Raw genomic sequence first — 17,082 nt, forward strand, 5'->3', positions numbered from 1 at the left:
GCGGGTCAGGCGCGCGGGGACGGGACAGCGGCGACGTCGGCCGGCACGTCGGTGGCCGGGGCGTCGGCGGCCGGGGTCGGCCGGGCCGGTGGGGCGGGCTTGCGCAGGAAGAGCACGAGCACCGGCACCGCGTACGCGATCCAGGCGGTCAGCTCCAGCACGGTGGGTGCGGCGGTGATGTTGAACATGCCGGCGAGCAGCGCGCCGTACCAGGTGTTCGGGTCCAGTGTGGTGGAGATGTCGAAGGCCAGATCGTTCAGGCCGGGCAGCACGCCTGCCTCCTGGAAGTCGTGCACGCCGTACTTGAGGATGCCGGCGGCCACCAGGATGAGCAGCGCCCCGGTCCAGGTGAAGAACCGGCTCAGGTTGATGCGCAGCGCGCTGCGGTAGAGCAGGAAGCCGATCACCACTGCGGTGGCGATGCCACCGACGAGCGCGAGCAGCGAGCCGAGGCCGGTGCCACCGGCCACACTCTCGGCCGCGGCGTAGAAGATCAGCGCGGTCTCCAGGCCCTCCCGGACCACGGCGAGGAAGGCCATGCCGGCGACCGCCAGGGAACCGACCGCCAGCGCGTCGGTGAGCTTGCCGCGCAGCTCACCCGCGATGGAGCGGGCCGCCCGGCGCATCCAGAAAATCATCCAGGTCACGAAGACCACGGCGGCTACCGAGGTCACCGCCTCGAACATCTCGCGCGACCCGGAGGTGCGCAGCAGCGAGGTCGAGGTGTATTGGATCAGTGAGCCGAAGCCGACGGACAGCGCCACGGCCAGGCCGACGCCGGCCCACACCTGCGGCAACCGGTCCCGGCGCTGCGACTTGACCAGGAAGGCGACGAGGATGCTGACCACAAGGGTGGCTTCCAGGCCCTCGCGCAGGCCGATCAGGTAGGTGGCGAACATCAGGCGCTCCGTAGACGTGCCTCAATAACTTAGGGCAGGCATACCTTGCTCCTGTTCACAGCGAACGTCAAGCCGATCCGGGTAACGTCACCCGGTTCGATGGAAGGTCGACATCCGCCGGCTGCCCCGCGTACGCGAAAGGGGACCGGGACGGCCGCGCGGCGGCCGTCCCGGTCCCCTTTTCGTGCGGGAACTCAGTAGCGGTAGTGGTCGGGCTTGAACGGCCCCTCCGGGGAGACGCCCAGGTAGGCGGCCTGCTCCTTGGTGAGGGTGGTCAGCTTGACGCCGAGCGCGCTCAGGTGCAGCCGGGCGACCTTCTCGTCCAGGTGCTTGGGCAGCACGTACACGCCGATCGGGTATTCGTCGGTCTTGGTGAACAGCTCGATCTGGGCGATGGTCTGGTTGGCGAACGAGTTCGACATCACGAAGCTCGGGTGGCCGGTGGCGTTGCCCAGGTTCAGCAGGCGGCCCTCGGAGAGCACGATGATGGCGTGGCCGTCGTCGAAGCGCCACACGTCGACCTGCGGCTTGATGTTCTCCCGGGTGACGTCGTCGCGCTTGGCCAGACCGGCCATGTCGATCTCGTTGTCGAAGTGGCCGATGTTGCCGACGATGGCCTGGTGCTTCATCCGGGCCATGTGCTCGTTGGTGATGACGTCGTAGCAGCCGGTCGCGGTGATGAAGATGTCGGCCTGCTCGACCACGTCGTCGAGCGTGGCCACCTGGTAACCGTCCATCGCGGCCTGCAGCGCGCAGATCGGGTCGACCTCGGTCACCACGACCCGGGCGCCCTGGCCGCGCAGCGACTCGGCGCAGCCCTTGCCCACGTCGCCGTAGCCCATCACCACTGCCATCTTGCCGCCGATGAGCACGTCGGTGGCCCGGTTGATGCCGTCGATGAGCGAGTGGCGGCAGCCGTACTTGTTGTCGAACTTGCTCTTGGTCACCGAGTCGTTGACGTTGATGGCCGGGAAGAGCAGGGTGCCGGAGCGGTGCATCTCGTAGAGACGGTGCACGCCGGTGGTGGTCTCCTCGGTGACGCCCTTGATGCCGGCGGCGATCCGGGTCCAGCGCTGGTTGTCCTCGGCCAGCGAGCGGTGCAGCACCTCGAGGATGACCGCGTACTCCTCGGAGTCGGCGGACTCGACCGGCGGCACCGCCCCGGCCTTCTCGAACTCGGCGCCCTTGTGCACCAGCAGGGTGGCGTCACCGCCGTCGTCCAGGATCATGTTCGGGCCCTGCCCGTCCGGCCAGGCGAGCACCTGCTCGGTGCACCACCAGTACTCCGGCAGCGTCTCACCCTTCCAGGCGTACACCGGGACGCCGGCCGGCGCCTCCGGAGTGCCCTCCGGGCCGACCACGATCGCCGCGGCGGCGTGGTCCTGGGTGGAGAAGATGTTGCAGGACGCCCAGCGGACCTGCGCGCCCAGCGCGACCAGGGTCTCGATCAGGACGGCGGTCTGGACGGTCATGTGCAGCGAGCCGGTGATCCGGGCGCCGGCCAGCGGCTGGGCGTCGGCGAACTCACGCCGGATCGCCATCAGGCCGGGCATCTCGTGCTCGGCGAGCCGGATCTCCTTACGCCCGAACTCGGCGAGCGACAGATCCGCCACCTTGTAGTCGCCCTCGGCGAGGGTGCTCGGCCGGGCTCCGGACGACGCGCCGGTGGAGGCCGCCGGAAGGGTGCTGGTCATGGAAGCTCCTGTCGAACGGGTGTGGTGCGCAGCCTTCCACCATACGCGCGCGAGGGTGTCGGTCGGTGGCGGCGGGCGGATCGACGACGGCGGACAGCGCACGGGGCGGTCGGTCGTGAACAGACTTTCGTCCACGGCCCGGCCGCCCCGCGCATCCCCCCGGTTTGGTTCCCCCGCGCGTCACCGGACCTTCGTCGCGACAACGCTGCGTACTCATAGGCTCACACCGAGCCACCGATTCGTCAAGCCAATTCGGGAAAGTCGGACTTGTGCCGTCGCTGGCCGTCAGCGCACGCCACAGGTCGCCACGAACGCCTCACCGTCCCCGCCGATCACCAACGGGCCACCCGCGGCCGTACCGACCGCGGCCTGACCCGCCCCCAACGTGATCGCGCCCACCCCGTCGTCCACGGTGACCTTCCCGACCCGGCACAGCACCACCCGCGGCCCCGGCACCGCCAACCGCGCCTGCGGCGACCCGGTTGCCACCTCGACCCGGTGCAGCGCGAAATCCTCCACCGGCACCGGCCAGGTCACCACCCCGGGCGCCACCGCCTCCGGGCGCAGCACCGGATCGGCCAGCACCTCGAACCGGAGCACCCGCAGCAGCTCGTCCACGTCGACCCGCTTCGGGGTGAACCCGCCACGCAGCACGTTGTCACTCGCCGCCATGATCTCCACACCGGTGCCGCGCAGGTAGGCGTGCAGGTTCCCGGCCGGCATCCAGATCCCCTCGCCGGGGGCCAACCGCACCCGGTGCAGCAGCAACGCCACCACCACGCCCGGGTCCGCCGGGTACAGACCCGCCAGCATGCGCACCAACGCGGCGTCCGCCGGCACCGGTCCGGCCTCCGCCGCGGCCATGGCCGCCACCAGCCCCGGACGCTCCGCCTGCGGCCAGCTCAGCAGCAGGCGCACGGCCTCCCGCAGCCCCGCCGGCCCGGCACGCAACGCCGCCACCACCGGAGCCAACGCGGGTACGCCGAACGCGCCGATCGCCGCCGCCGACTCGGCCGGGTCGCGGAAGCCGCACAGGGCGTCGAACTCCGACAACGCCACAAGCAGCTCCGGCTTGTGGTAGGGGTCGACGTAGTTCACCCGCCCCGCGTCGGCGGCGTGCCCCGCCCGGGCCTGCTCGGCGTCCGGATGGGCCTGCAGGCTCAGCGGCGCCTCCGCGGCCAGCACCTTCAACAGGAAGGGCAGTCGGGTGCCGAACCGGCCGACCAACCGCTCACCCAGCCAGCGCCCCGGCTCGGCCACCAGCAAATCGTTGAGGCTCACCGGCCGGCCGTCCCGCTCGACCGTGGCCGGGGCGCCCGGGTGGGCACCCAGCCACAGCTCCGCCTCCGGCCCGCTGCTCGGCACCGGCCGCCCCTGCAACTCGGCGATCGCGGTGCGCGAGCCCCAGGCGTAGTCACGGATCCGGCCGCGCAGCAACTCCATCGGTCAGCTTCCCGACCGACCGGCCACCTCGGCGGCCGTGTGCCCCTCGGCCGTCGGGTGCGCCCCGGTGCCGGCCGCCGGTACGGCGGGGTCGGCCGTCTGCCCAGCGCCCGCGCGTTCCATCTCCGGGCGGTAGATGTCCGGTTCCAGGTAGATCACCCGGGCGGTCGGCACCTCACTCCGGATCCGCGCCTCGACCGCGTTGATGTCCCGGGCCAGGTCCTGGGCGGTCTCCCACGCCGGCACCCCGATCTTCGCGGCCACCATCAGCTCCTCCGGGCCGAGGTAGAGCGTCTTCATGTGGATGATCCGCTCGACCTCCGGGCCGTCGGTCACGGCCTTCTCGATCTTCTCCAGCTCACCCTCGTCGGCGCCCTCACCGAGCAGCAGGCTCTTGGTCTCGATGGCCAGCACGATCGCGATTATCACAAGCAGTACGCCGATCATCGCGGTGCCCGCCGCGTCCCACATGCCGTTGCCGGTGATCAGCGTCATGCTGACGCCGAACAGCGCGAAGACCAGACCCACGAGCGCGCCGAGGTCCTCCAGCAGCACCACCGGCAGCTCCGGCGCCTTGGCCCGGCGGATGAACCGGGCCCAGGACTGGTCGCCGCGAACCAGGTTGGACTCCTTGATCGCGGTGCGGAAGGAGAAACCCTCCATCACGATCGCCGCGAGCAGCACGACCACCGGGACCCACTGCCAGCTGTCGATCCCGTGCGGGTCGGAAGCCTTGTGGTACGCCTCGTAGAGCGCGAACAGGCCACCGATGCTGAACAGCACGATCGACACGATGAAGGCGTAGATGTAGCGTTCCCGGCCGTATCCGAACGGGTGTTGCGGCGTGGCCTGCCGCTTGGCCCGCCGCCCGCCGATCAGCAGCAGACCCTGGTTGCCGGAGTCCGCCACCGAGTGGATCGACTCGGCAAGCATCGACGACGAACCGGTCAACGCGAACGCGACGAACTTCGTGACGGCGATGCCCAGGTTGGCCGCCAGGGCGGCGACGATCGCCTTCGTACCCCCGGTGGCGCTCACTCGCCGCCTCGCTCGATGCCCCACGTGCTCACTGGTTTGCCAGCTCCTTCATTTCCGTGATGGCCGGTACCGCCATCGGGTCCAGTCCGTGTGCCAGGGCAAGATAGACCGAGGTGAAGTCGGGGACCGCCACCAGCGAGGCCAGCCGCTCCAAGGCGGAGCCACCCTCGGCGGTCACCACGTCGCAGCGCACCCCGCGACGCTCGGCGAGGGTCTGCACCGCGTCCGCGCGGCGTTCCTCCACCGCAAGCGGCTCGTCGGTGTCGTCCTCGGCGTTGAGGCCGCCGTCCCGCAGCAGCACGAGCCGCAGCCGGGTGCCGTCGGACTCCTCGTCGGCCCGGTCGGCGAAGATGTCCCGATCGCCCTCCGTGAGCCCGCCGAACACCCCGTCGAGCAGGCCGACCCGGCCCCGACCCGCCTCACCCAGCGCGCCGGCCACCACCGGGTAACGCGCGTTCGCCGACAGCGTGTCGCCGAACCGGCGGGCGGCCACCGTCGCCAGCGGGGACGAGCCCCACACGATCGGAACCGAACCGGACAGGCCCAACGCCAGCGACTTCGCCGGGTTGACGAACGACTCGGCGGTCGGCCGGCATCGATCGGCGTCGGCGTCCAGCCGGGCCGCGGTCTCGGCCAGGTCCGCCTCATTGACCTTCACGAGTCCGAGGGTACGGGCGGCCAGCAGCACCGGCACGGTGAGCGCCCAGAGGCTGGCCCGGGCCGGGGCGCGCCGGGGCACCGGGATGAACGGCGCCCGGGCCCGCTCGGCCACCGACTGGAGTTGGGAGTCCGGGGCGCCGACCGCCACCAGGCGAGCCCCGCGCCGGTGCGCCGCCTCGGCCGCGCCCAACGCCTCCGGGCTGCGACCCGACGCGCTCACCGCGATGACCACGTCCGCAGCGCCCACCCAGCCGGGCACGCCGGCGCTGCGGTGCGCGATGACCGGCACCGGGCAGCGCGGCCCGGCGACCGTGGCAAGCACGTCACCGGTACGCCCGGCGGTGCCGATGCCGGCGATGACCACCGCGCGGGGCCGGCCGTCGTCGGCGAGCACGGACAGGTTCGCCTCGGCGGCCAGCGCCGCCGACTCGCGCACCTGCGCGCCCGCGGAGGCGGTGAACCGGAGCATCCCGCCGGGGTCCCGCTCCGCCAGTGCCTGCGGGTCGTCGAGCAGGGACTCGTCCGCGTGGCGGTGGCCGCTCACCCCGGCCGTACCGTCCATCACTTCGGCGACCCGCCCCGCGCGTCGCCGGCCGCGTGCCCACCGCGCGCCTCGTCGAGCAGCAGCACCGGGACGTCGTCCCGGATGTCGAAGATGCGACCGCACTCGGTGCAGGTCAGGGTCTGCGCCTGCGGGTCATAGTCGAGCGGGGCGTGGTGCGTGTCCGGGCAGGCGAGGATCTCGAGCAACTGCGGGTCCAGGGCCACGGCGCGGCTCCTTCCACGTATGCGGTCTCACCGATCGGCGGTGCCGACCGGCGCAGGGGATCTTATCGGCGAACCGGCCCCGGCACCGGGCCCCGTTCGATGCCCGGTGATCCACCCGCGACCGGGCAGGTGGGAGCGGCCGCGATCGCGGCTTCACCACGCACCGTCACGGTAACCCCGGGACCCCGTCAGGTTCCGGCTCAGTCCGGCAAGCGGGGCAACAGACTGGTGGCGTCCCCACCCGGCGCCGGCGGCTTCGGGCCACTGCCGGACGGCGGCGGGTCACTCGGGGCGGGTGCGGCCGGGCCGCTGCCGGCCGGGCCACTCGGGGCGGGTACGGCCGGGCCACTCGCGGGCGCCCCGTACACGTTTCCGGCCGGGCGGGGCGGGGTGACGCCGCCGCCGTACACGGTCGGGGTGGGCCCGGACGTCCCGGCGCGGTAGACGGTGGTGCTGCGCGGCAGCGGCACCGGCGGGAGGTCGGCACCCGGGGTGCCGCCGGCGCGGTCGGTGCGGTCGGCGCGGCTACGGCGCACCAGCAGGACGATGAGTGCGGCGCCGGCGAGCACCAGCGCGATACCGAACCACATGATCAGGGAACCTCCGAAAGACGAGTCGTCGGCCGCCGCACCGGCCACCGGGACGACCGCGGCGGCCACCGGCGACGTACTCGCCGTCTCGGCCGGCGTGGTGACGGCCGCACTGGGCGTGGGCGTGGGCTTGCGGGACGGGCTCGGGCTCGGCGTACGCGGGGCGCCCTCGACGCGGGCGGACCCGGCGGCCCGGCCGAGCACCCGACCGTTCGCGGCGCTCGCCTCGCCGACCAGTTCCAGCCGCCCCCCGGCGGTGCCGGTGAGGAAGGACACCCGGTAACGCACGCTCGCGGCGCGGCCCTCGCACAGGGGCCGGTCGACCGGCTCCATCGGCACGGTCGCGACCGCACCACCGCCGCCGGTGACCGCAACCGGCGTCCACCGGCCACCCGTCGCCACCTCGACCCGGACCTGATCCGCCCGCACGTCGGCCAACCGAAGCCCGAGCACGGTACGCAGCGCCACGCAACCGTCGGTGCGTTTGCGCACCGACAGCGTCACCGTGCCCGGCGACCCGTCGGCGTCGAAGCTGCGCGCCGCGCGCAACCCCACCCGGTCGTCCGCGGCAAGCGCCGGGGAGGCCGGAACGGCGACCAGGGCGCTCAGCAGCGCGCCGGCCATCGCCCACCGCGCCGCGTGCCCGCTCACCGACATCTCCACCTCACCGTTTCCGTCCCGGACGCGACCCGCCGGCTTCCGTCCCGGCCAGGATCCGCCGGTCAGGTTACTACCGGCCGGTCGGGGGGCCCGCCGGTCGCGCGGGGCACACGTGTGCCGCGACACGCGGTCACGCTCGACCCTGTCACGGCCGGCCGGTCACCACCGTCCGCGTCGACGGCGGCCAGCGCCCGGCGGCAGAGCCGGTCCGCCGTCCGGGTGGTTTCCGGCAGCCGATACCGGGGCGTCAGAGCCAGTACCCGCTGCACCGCGTTGTCCAACCCCATCCGGTGTCCCACGCTGACGAAGACCGGGCGGATGCCGTCCCTGGTCCGCAGCACCCGCCCGATCACCTCGCCGCCGTCGATCCACGTGGCCTGGTCGCCCCGCCGGGGTCCCGGTCCGGCCCAGGAGCCGATCAGTGGCGTCTTCCCCGCCCCGATCGTCGGCAGACCGGTCACCAGACCCAGATGGCAGGCCAACCCGAACCGGCGTGGATGCGCGAACCCGTGCCCGTCGCAGACCAACAGGTCGGGACGGACCGTCAGCCGGCCCAGCGCCGCCAGCAGCGCCGGCATCTCCCGGAAGGCGAACAGTCCCGGCACGTAGGGAAAGGAAGGCCGGCCCACGCACACCGCCTCGTCCACCACGGTGAGATCGGCCGCGTCCAGGACAGTGACGGCCGCCGCGAGCCGGTCACCGCCCTCCGCGTACGCGACGTCGAGCCCGGCCACCGTCGCGGGCGCGACCGGTCCCGGCCCGACCAGGTCCACCCGGGACCGCAACTCCTCCTGTACACGTATGGCCTCCGCCACGTCGGCCGGCGGCCGGTACGGCACGGTCACCGCCACTTCAGACCGTCGCTCGACCGGAGGCGGCCAGCGACGGCGCGGCTCCCCAGCCCACCGGCCCACCGACCGGCTCGCGCCGCAGGCCCGTGCTGCCGTCTCCGCTCCCCGACCGCATGCACCGGTCGCCGCAGCTTCACGAACCGGCGGCGGCAATGGTGGGGTCGGCCCCCGGGTCGCCGGCCCGCTGAAGTTGCTCCTCGAACATCACGAAGGTGCGCCGGCGAATCCCCTTGATGAGCGCCGCCTCTTGCGGCGTGTAGTCGCGGTCCTCGGCTGCGGCCTGCTCGTCGATCGCGCGAATGGTTTCGTACAGCGCGAAGACCGGCCCTTCGCCGCTGAGGTAACGCCCCCGCAACGCTTCGACATGCTGGACAAAACGGTCGGCCGAGCGCATGTAGGTCTCCCCACCTACCGCCCCGGTCACCTCGGCGAGGATGTCGTCCGCCGGCAACCAGCCACCGGTCGAGCGGTTCAACTGCCAGGCGGCATGACCACCATCCGGCGTAGCCACCAGCTTCACCGGCGTGTCGTAGTGCTCGAAGTAGCCTGGCAACTGGACGCCGTCAACTTTCGCCATCATTCCCTCTCGCTGGGCAGGGCCGTCTGAAGAGCGGCCCAAAAGAACTCGCGCTGACGTCGAAGTATTCCTTGCCGAATGGCCACCTCGGCAACCGTCCCGGTACGCCCCTCCTGCGTAGCAGCCGCCTGAAGGTCGCGCTGCACTTCGAAAAGGGCATGTTCCCAGGCCGCCACCTTGTCGAGGGGGGACAACTGCAGTCGAAACTCCCCTAGGTGACCATTGGAGGTTCGAAGATAAATCTGCACATCTCGATAGCCGCTGTTTTGCGGATCCCGAAATCGGTCTTCGAACCTCACCAGACGCAATCGCGGATCATCTCTCAGTATCGCCAGCGCGCTGTAGAGGTCGCCCAAGTCCTGATAGGAGACGTAGCCGCCGGCCAGATCCTTGAGCTTAGACGCGTCGCCTCCATAGCGCTTGATCTTGTCCTCGACCCGCCCGCGATCCTTGGGTTTTAGGCGCGGATGATATTCAGCACCATCACCGGACAGTGCCGCTAGGTCCCTGCCTAGCGAATCGATTTGCAGCTGCGCTACAGCAGCTTCTTGGTAGAGCTGGTCGACGTACTGCTTCCGGTAGATCGGATCGCCAGCGCGTGTGTGATCGAAACCGGGCTGCGCCGCCTCAGAATCCTCGCCGACGAAGAGCCCACTTATCGCCAGTTGGGCGTCCGTCAGCGGTGTCGCTCTATTGTCCGGCGGGTCCGTCGCTGCGACGACATCAGCTCCCCGTGCGGCTATCTCCGCCAGCACGTCACCCAGCACGTCGATGGCCTGCTGGTGGCTGGCCAGGTGGTGCAGGGTGAGCGGGCGAGCTGTCAGGGAGTTGGCGAGTTCCGGCGTCGTCAGGATCATCCGGACCAGGTCGGGCCGCTCGACGAACTGCCGCACCAGCGTCTCGGACAGCAGTTCCTCGTTGCGGGGCGGTGCCTCCCAGGTCTGGTCGAGCATCCGCTGCACATGCGGCTCGGCGAACAGCCGGCTCAGGTCCGCGGCGGCGGCGTCGTCCAGGCCCGGCACAAGTCGCCGCAGCGTCGACCCTTCGGCATGTTGCGCCATCTCGGCCGGCGTCACTCCGGCGGCGAAGACCGCGTCCAGGGTTCCGCTCGTTGCCAGGACGTCTCGGACGTAGAGGCCGGCGCCGATCCGGTCGGCGTGCGCTGCGCGGTGCGCCCGGCGTACCGCCTTCGGGTCCGGTTCTGCCGGCGGGGCGTTGCCCGGGGCCGCGTTGTCCGGCGGGCGGTGGATGGTGGTGGACTCGCCGAGCAGGTGTACGTGGTTGAAGTCCGGCGGGTCGTCGAGCGGCGACGGGTCCGGCAGTCGGGGCGGCGGCGGCTCGGGCAGGGCGCTGAAGGTACCGGGGGGACGGCCCGCGAGCGGCATCGGGCGGCCGTCCGGGCCGAGTACCAGTGCGTCGATGCCGACCACGTTGCTGGGCAGCGGAACCCCGCGGTGGTGGTAGAGCGGCCGGTCGGCCACGGCGCCGCTCTGCGGGTCCACGAACAGGACCGTGCCGTTCTGGTTCAACGCCACCCAGGCGTGTGAACCGCCGCCCTCGTAGCTGGTGATGAGGAAGGCGTAGCTGCCGTGGCCACCGGACGCCAACTGCGCGTACAGGTCGCGGTAACCGCGGTCGACCAGCCACTGCCGCTCCACGTCCGTCATCCCCGGACGGTCGGGCAGGCACAGGTTCTGGAACCGGCCACCTGTGGTCTCCTCGACCCGCAACGGACCGTCCTCCTCGCCGCCCACCGGCCGGAGCACGTCGCCGGCGAGGTAGCCGTCGAACGTCCGCGGTGCCGCGACCCGCGGTCGGCCATGCATCCAGGTCTCGAACAGCGACAGCGTGCAGTCCAGGCAGTTGATGCCTCGGGTCGCGTCCGCCGCCGGTCCGCCGTCGTTCGTCAGGCGGAACCAGCCGCCGCGCCGGGGATCGGCGGTCCGCACGACGCTGCCATCCGGGTTGCGAGGCATCTGCCGTTCCAGGTCACTCTGGTGCAGCGCGAGCGGTGGTCGAAGGCCCCAACGGCGGCCATAGGGCCGGGACCGGTCGATTGGCGGCGGATGACCGTTCCCGGTGAGCGCCGAATGGTCCGGCGTCTCCACCGCGCCGACGGCCAGGTCGGCCACGTCGTCGTTGATCCGGTAGAAGTCGAGGTCGTCCTCGACCAACACCAGTTGTGGTAGGCGTTCCCCGGCGCGGACCGCCTCCATTTCGTCGAACACCCGGTAGTGCAGCCGTTCCCGACGTCTCCCCTCCCGGAAGTGATTTTCGGCGAGGTCGTGACGCCCGGCCTGACGTAGGTCGTGCGACTCCGTCAGGAGCCAACGCGCCGCCTCAATATGCCGATCGGCGAGATCACGCAGTTCCTTGACCTGCGCTTGTCGTCTGTTCTCCTCGTGCAAGCTCCGCTGAGAACGCAGATAGCCCTGGTACCGTCGCCGGTCCAGCCCTTCCCGGTCGGCCGCCAGACGGGCCGCTCGCTCTTCCAGCATCTCCCGCTGTCGAGAGCTGGCATCGGACGGGCCGGGCAGTGGGCCCCGGGAATCGTTCGGCGGGCGGGGCGGCGCAAGTGACTCCAACAGCGGAAAGCGTGGATTCGGCACCGGCCGAGACTCTGGTCCGGCAGTGGGCGTTCCCGGGTGGGGCCCTGCCTGTGGGCTGACCGGTGTGGCCATCGGCTGCCCGTACTGCCCCACGCTGCTCGCCGGAGTGGGCCGGTCAGCGGGCGCCGGCGCACCCGACCGGGACGGATCGACAATCGGCGCGGGCCCCGCCGCCGCGGCCGCTGTCGCCTGAACGGGAGTGGTCGGGGAGGCGGTGACGGGATCCGAGAGCGCCACCGAGCCGGAGCTGGCTTGCGCAGTGGGCGTACCAGGCGACGGCGGGGCGACGGCGACGTCCGTCGCGACCGACGACAAGGTCGGATTCGCCGTACCGGTTCGGTGCTCTGGCTGCGGGACAACCGAGTCGGTCGACTGCGGCGCGCTCATCTCCGGTGTCGGGCCTGTCAGGTCGACCGGTCCGGGATTGTGCCCGGTTTCCGGGGGCACGACGGGCGCGGGCGCCGCGACCGGGCTCGGGACACGTGGGCCTGCCGTCGCGTCACCGACCGGGACGACGGGGGTGGCCGAGTCGGCCGGCGTCCCAGGCGGGATGAGCCCGACGGGAGCGGGGACTGACGGCCCGACGGCAACGGGCACGGATGGCACGTCAAGCGCGACCGGTGGAACAGACAGGCCGCCCAACTGGCCGTCGAGCCGGTGGCGCAGCGCCGCGTCAGCCTGGTTGGTGGCGGACCCGGACGCGCCGGAGGCGGCAGCGCGGGACAGATCCTCCAGCGACGGCCCTTGCCCGGTGGCCAGCCCCGCGGCGGTCTCCGCAAGCGTCTCCCCGCCCATCTCGCGCCCGAACCGCTCACCGATCTGCGCGAACCGCCCGTTGGCGTGCCGGCCCAGACCGGCCAGCGGCGCTACCGCGCCACCGGCGAAGCCGCCCAGCCCTGACGTGCTCACGTCGGTCAGGTCGATGCCGTCCCGACGGCCGGTGGAGTTCTGGTAGGCCTGGATGGTGAGGTTGGTGCTCGCCTCCTGGCCGGCCTCCAGCAAGCCGCCGACCGCCGCCTGCCGGCCAAGCTTGCGCACGCCGGACTTGGCGACCTCTTTCGCGGCCCGTTCGCCGGCCTCTTTCAGGCCCTGCTTGACCGCCTTGCGCGCCAACTGCGCCACCAGCCGTTTGAAGATCTGCTGCACGACGACACGGGTGGCGGCGATCGCCGCGCCGGCAGCCGGGGAGGCGGCGCCCATCGTGAGCACCGCGGCCACCGCGAGGGAGGCCAACTCCACGACCAGGATCCCCAGCTCGATCCAGACCTCAAGCTTCGCGCCCTCGATGTCGCAGCCGCAGGAGTCGACGAGCCGGCCCAGTTCGTCGGTCGCGGCCACGAGCACGTGCAGCGGCGCGTCCTCGCCCTCGGCGAGCTTGTGCCACGCGGTGTCGAACGCGTTGGCCACCAGGCCGACGCCGCCGTACCCGCGCTTCACCTCGCCGGCGGCGGTGACGGCGTCCCCGCGCGGGCCGACCAGTGCGCCGGCCACGCCGTACCACTGGTCGGCCAGATCCCAGACGGCGCGCTCGTTTCCGTCCGGCCACTCGACGCCGACCACCCAGTCGAGCGCTTCGTAGATCCAGCCGGGCAGGTCCCACGGGCAGAAGTCGAGCGGGTGTGGGATCGGGCTGGGCAGGATGCTCACGCGCGGGTCCTCCGGTGGTCAGCGCCAGGGCCGATGCGGGTTGTGCCGTTGCTGCGGGATCTTGCCCAGGTCACGGGCGTTGCTCAGGTCCGTCTCCACGGTGGCGGTCACCGACCGCACGACGTCCGAGCCGAGCCCTTCCAGCGACCGGCCGAGCAGCTCCCACACCCGCAGCAGCGTCTCGGCGTAACCCTGGTAGTGCTTGTCGAAGGCGCCACCGATGTCGTCCCGGCCCCACGGGCGCTGAGCACCCGCGGCGGCGATCGGATCACCGGTCGCCTGCCGGGCCGCACGCACAGCCTTACCGGACAGCGACAGATCCGCGCCGCCGCGCCGGGCCCGCTCCGGGTCCAGCCAGATCTCTCCCCCGGTCACCGGTCACTCGCCGCGCGCCAGCACGGAATCGGCCCGGCCGAGCAGCGCGCCGAAGTCGTTGGTGTGCAGGAACTCGACCGACGGCGAGCCCGGCGGCAGGTAGACCGAAACCAGTTCGCGGGTGGCCGTGGCCGCCGCTGCGGAGGCACGGGCCACGGTCTCGGTGATCTTCCGGCTCAGTGCCCTGGCATCCCGGTCTGCGAACACGGCCGGGCTCACCTCGACGCTGACCAGCTCGCCGCGCGCGCCGACCACAGCGGTCACGTGACCGTCGGCGGAACGTTCGGTCACCCGCAACTCGGCCAGTTTGGTCTGGAGTTCGTCCAGACCGGACCGCAGGCGCTGATATTGGCCGTACACCTCGTCGAATCGCGCGCGTAGTGCACGGTTCGCATCCCGGTCCGCACTCTCGGCCACCTCAGTTCCCCTTCCGTCACCGTGGGTAGGGCCGACCATACCGGGTGCCACGAAATCCGTGGGGTCCGGTAATTTCAAGTGGTGATCGAGCGACAGCAGGCCGACCAGATCGCCTCCGTATGGGCCCGGCGGGACTCCGACCGCCTCGGCCTCCCCTGCACCCCGGTGGTCGAGGAGTTCGACCTGGGCTACGTGGTGCTCTCCACTGTGTCCACCGACGCGCGGGCGCTGCCCGGTGACCTGCCGACCACCGTGATCGACAAGGAGACCGGCGAGGTCTCCACCTGGCCGCGCATTCCGGCGCCGGCGGTCGAGGCGTTGTACCGCCAGCAGCGTCCGGTCGCACCTCGGGCGCCCCGCGCCGTCGACCCGGCCGCCCACCTGCTCCGCGAGCTGACCCGGCTGCCCACCCCCGGCGCGGCGGCGCACCTGACACTCGACGGCCGGCTGCACGTCGCACAGGGCGCAAAGGGCGACGTGGAGGTGCGGCACCACCCGCTCGTCCAGTCCTATCTGGACGATCTGCCCGCCGGGCACTTGGTCCGCGGCGGCGAACGGCACGCCGAGATGATCGTCGTCTCGGACGCGCTGTACGAGCACGACCACCGCCGCGCCGCCGAGGGGCGTTCCCCGGTGACCATCCGTGAGGCCCGGGAACTGCTCGGCACCGGCGGGATCGAGGTCTACCGCGCTCGCGAGCCCGGCGACCCCCTGGGTGGGCGGGCCGACCTCCCGTGCGACTCGTGTCTCAAGTTCCTGGTGCGGTTCGCGGTGCTGCCGTGGTCCGACCTCGCATTCGTGGAGGAGTGGCACCCCGAGCCGCACGACGTCATCCAAGCCGGCAGGTTCCCGGACGAGGTGTCGCACGCCTTGGTCGACGGCGGCTGGCAGATCAGCATGTTCAACCAGGCGCTCGCGAAGGGTGCCATCAACGAGACCAAGGAAATCGCGGGTCAGCACCACCGTCACGAGGTCTTTCCGGCAGCCGCGCGCGCACTCACCGCCTTCCCGGCCCTCCTGAGCAGACGCCGTGGGCCCGGAGAGCAGGTGTGGATCAGCCGCTTCACGACCAATCCCCTGCGAGCCGCACACACCGCCGACTCCCTCGCCGACTTCGCCGCCGTCCTGGGCGCCCGGCTCTTCCCACTGGGCAGCGAACGTCAGGAGAGCATCCTCGCCGTGGACGAGCACGGCCGGGTCTTCGCCCTCGACCAGGCCGGCGAGTGGTTCCTCGGTGCCGACATCGACGCCGCCCTCACCACCCTGCTGCTCGGTCGCGCTCCCGCCCGGGTACGTGAGGACGGCACCTGGTGACCCGTCGGGCGCGGCCGGTGCGACCAGCCTAGAGGGCTACCCGGGTCAGCACGGTGACCCGCTGTTCGGTGTAGTCGTCCATGGCGCTGCGTACCCCTTCCCGCCCGACGCCGGAGCCTTTCGTGCCGCCGTACGGCATCTGGTCGGCCCGGTAGGACGGCACGTCCCCGACGATCACGCCGCCGACCTCCAACGTCCGGGCGGCGGTGAATGCCACGTCGAGCCGGTGGGTGAAGACCCCGGCCTGGAGGCCGTACGCGGAGTCGTTGACCGCGGCGAACGCGGCCTGGTCGTCGGCGGCCGGGGCGACCACCAGCACCGGTCCGAACACCTCCTCGGCGGACACCTTCGCGTCGGCAGGCACGCCGGTGAGCACGGTGGGCGGATAGGTGGCGCCGTCGCGCCGGCCGCCGGCGGCGATGGTGGCCCCGGCGACGACGGCCTCGTCCACCCACGCCTCCACGCGTTGCGCGGCCTCGACGGACACCAGCGGGCCCACCTCTGTGGTGTCGGCGCGGGGATCGCCGGTGCGTAGTGCCTCGACGGCGGCGACGAGCCGGGGCAGGAAGCTGTCGTAGAGCCGTTCGTGCACGTAGACCCGCTGCACAGCGATGCACGACTGCCCGGCCTGGTAGGTGGCGAAGGCGGCGATGCGTCGCGCGGCGAAGGTCAGGTCCTCGTCCGCGGACCAGTCGGCGCAGATCACCGCCGCGGCGTTGCCGCCGAGTTCCAGCGTGACGTGCTTGTCGGGGGCGGCCCGGCGGACGGCCGCGCCGACCGGCCCGGAGCCGGTGAACGACACGACCGGCAGCCGCGGGTCGGCGACCAGTTCGGCGGCCCGCTCGTTGGGCAGCGGCAGGACGGAGAACATGCCGTGGGGCAGGTCGGTCTCGGCCAGGATCTCGCCGAGCAGCAGCGCGGTGAGCGGCGTGGCCGGGGCCGGTTTGACGACGATCGGGGCGCCGACGGCGAGCGCCGGTGCGACCTTGTGGGCGACGAGGTTGAGCGGGAAGTTGAACGGGGTGATGCCGAGCACGGGTCCGCGCGGTACCCGGCGGATCAGGGCGATGCGGCCGGTGGCGGCCGGGTCGGTGTCGAGGCGTTGCAGGTCGCCGGAGAAGCGCCGGGCCTCCTCGGCGGCCCAGCGGAACACCGAGACGGCCCGTCCCACCTCGGCCTTCGCCCACATGATCGGCTTGCCGTTCTCGGCGGTGATGAGGGCCGCGATCTCGTCGGCCCGGTCGGCGATCCGCCGGCAGACGTGGTCGAGGGCCGCCGCGCGGGCGTGTGCGGGCAGGGCCGCGGCCTCCGCCGCCACCCGGGCCGCGGCGGCGATGGCGGCGTCGACCTGGTCGGCGGTGGCGAGCGTGGTACGCCCCACCGGCCGCCCGTCGTACGGGTGGTGGACGGTCAACTGGCCGTCGCCGTGGGCGGGGTGGCCGGCGACATAGAAGGCTCTGAGCTCCACGTCCGGCAGCCTAAACCACCGACGCTCACACGGAAACAGTTGCTCAAACCCTTGTCTACCTCGAATTTAGTA

14 protein-coding genes are annotated in these 17,082 nt (G+C 72.0%); 1 reads left to right on the forward strand and 13 read right to left on the reverse strand.

Annotated elements, in window-relative coordinates:
- Positions 1-5: 5 nt before the first annotated feature.
- The 12 genes from efeU to ACLQ2X_RS13265 form a co-directional block, all read right to left on the reverse strand.
- Positions 6-899 carry an iron uptake transporter permease EfeU gene (efeU, locus tag ACLQ2X_RS13210; RefSeq protein WP_425681286.1) on the reverse strand — a complete coding sequence of 298 codons (894 nt, stop codon included), beginning with the start codon at positions 897-899 and terminating at the stop codon, positions 6-8.
- A gap of 194 nt (positions 900-1,093) precedes the next feature.
- The gene (gene ahcY / locus ACLQ2X_RS13215; RefSeq protein ID WP_425681287.1) at positions 1,094-2,593 is read right to left on the reverse strand and encodes an adenosylhomocysteinase; all 1,500 of its coding nucleotides are present in this window, start codon (positions 2,591-2,593) and stop codon (positions 1,094-1,096) included.
- A 285-nt stretch (positions 2,594-2,878) separates the two neighbouring features.
- Positions 2,879-4,036 carry a mannose-6-phosphate isomerase, class I gene (manA, locus tag ACLQ2X_RS13220; RefSeq protein ID WP_425681288.1) on the reverse strand — a complete coding sequence of 386 codons (1,158 nt, stop codon included), beginning with the start codon at positions 4,034-4,036 and terminating at the stop codon, positions 2,879-2,881.
- 3 nt (positions 4,037-4,039) lie between these two features.
- Positions 4,040-5,074 carry a cation diffusion facilitator family transporter gene (locus ACLQ2X_RS13225; RefSeq protein WP_425681289.1) on the reverse strand — a complete coding sequence of 345 codons (1,035 nt, stop codon included), beginning with the start codon at positions 5,072-5,074 and terminating at the stop codon, positions 4,040-4,042.
- A 28-nt stretch (positions 5,075-5,102) separates the two neighbouring features.
- Positions 5,103-6,299 carry an SIS domain-containing protein gene (locus ACLQ2X_RS13230; protein WP_425681290.1) on the reverse strand — a complete coding sequence of 399 codons (1,197 nt, stop codon included), beginning with the start codon at positions 6,297-6,299 and terminating at the stop codon, positions 5,103-5,105.
- On the reverse strand, positions 6,296-6,502 hold the full coding sequence (locus tag ACLQ2X_RS13235) for a Trm112 family protein (RefSeq protein WP_425681291.1): 207 nt from the start codon (positions 6,500-6,502) through the stop codon (positions 6,296-6,298). The genes ACLQ2X_RS13230 and ACLQ2X_RS13235 overlap by 4 nt, the downstream gene beginning before the upstream one ends.
- Before the next feature lie 200 nt (positions 6,503-6,702).
- Complete coding sequence (locus tag ACLQ2X_RS13240) at positions 6,703-7,749, reverse strand: hypothetical protein (protein WP_425681397.1); 1,047 nt, start codon at positions 7,747-7,749, stop codon at positions 6,703-6,705.
- 65 nt (positions 7,750-7,814) lie between these two features.
- Positions 7,815-8,597, reverse strand: a complete 783-nt coding sequence (gene nfi, locus ACLQ2X_RS13245; protein ID WP_425681292.1) for a deoxyribonuclease V — start codon at positions 8,595-8,597, stop codon at positions 7,815-7,817.
- Positions 8,598-8,736: 139 nt separating this feature from the next.
- On the reverse strand, positions 8,737-9,183 hold the full coding sequence (locus ACLQ2X_RS13250; RefSeq protein WP_425681293.1) for a hypothetical protein: 447 nt from the start codon (positions 9,181-9,183) through the stop codon (positions 8,737-8,739).
- Complete coding sequence (locus ACLQ2X_RS13255; RefSeq protein WP_425681294.1) at positions 9,180-13,436, reverse strand: toxin glutamine deamidase domain-containing protein; 4,257 nt, start codon at positions 13,434-13,436, stop codon at positions 9,180-9,182. The genes ACLQ2X_RS13250 and ACLQ2X_RS13255 overlap by 4 nt, the downstream gene beginning before the upstream one ends.
- Before the next feature lie 18 nt (positions 13,437-13,454).
- Positions 13,455-13,811, reverse strand: coding sequence for a hypothetical protein (locus ACLQ2X_RS13260; protein ID WP_425681295.1), 357 nt, complete (start codon positions 13,809-13,811; stop codon positions 13,455-13,457).
- Between the two features lie 3 nt (positions 13,812-13,814).
- Positions 13,815-14,228 (reverse strand): YbaB/EbfC family nucleoid-associated protein, encoded by a 414-nt coding sequence (locus ACLQ2X_RS13265; protein WP_425681296.1) that lies wholly within the window; start codon positions 14,226-14,228, stop codon positions 13,815-13,817.
- A 78-nt stretch (positions 14,229-14,306) separates the two neighbouring features.
- Between ACLQ2X_RS13265 and ACLQ2X_RS13270 the strand changes: the two genes are divergently transcribed.
- Positions 14,307-15,542 carry an SUKH-3 domain-containing protein gene (locus ACLQ2X_RS13270; protein WP_425681297.1) on the forward strand — a complete coding sequence of 412 codons (1,236 nt, stop codon included), beginning with the start codon at positions 14,307-14,309 and terminating at the stop codon, positions 15,540-15,542.
- Between the two features lie 28 nt (positions 15,543-15,570).
- Here ACLQ2X_RS13270 and ACLQ2X_RS13275 read toward each other — a convergent pair whose 3' ends face one another.
- A complete protein-coding gene (locus tag ACLQ2X_RS13275) occupies positions 15,571-17,010 on the reverse strand; it encodes an aldehyde dehydrogenase family protein (protein ID WP_425681298.1) in 1,440 nt (479 codons plus the stop codon).
- Positions 17,011-17,082 lie beyond the last annotated feature (72 nt).

Source organism: Micromonospora sp. DT31, from assembly GCF_049841795.1.
Taxonomy (GTDB): Bacteria; Actinomycetota; Actinomycetes; order Mycobacteriales; family Micromonosporaceae; genus Micromonospora.

Excerpts from the sequence above, each read along its gene's own strand:
- ACLQ2X_RS13240 (WP_425681397.1), bottom strand. The coding sequence starts at position 7,749 with ATGTCGGTGAGCGGGCACGCGGCGCGGTGGGCGATGGCCGGCGCGCTG.
- ACLQ2X_RS13250 (WP_425681293.1), bottom strand. The coding sequence starts at position 9,183 with ATGATGGCGAAAGTTGACGGCGTCCAGTTGCCAGGCTACTTCGAGCAC.
- efeU (WP_425681286.1), bottom strand. The coding sequence starts at position 899 with ATGTTCGCCACCTACCTGATCGGCCTGCGCGAGGGCCTGGAAGCCACC.
- manA (WP_425681288.1), bottom strand. The coding sequence starts at position 4,036 with ATGGAGTTGCTGCGCGGCCGGATCCGTGACTACGCCTGGGGCTCGCGC.
- ahcY (WP_425681287.1), bottom strand. The coding sequence starts at position 2,593 with ATGACCAGCACCCTTCCGGCGGCCTCCACCGGCGCGTCGTCCGGAGCC.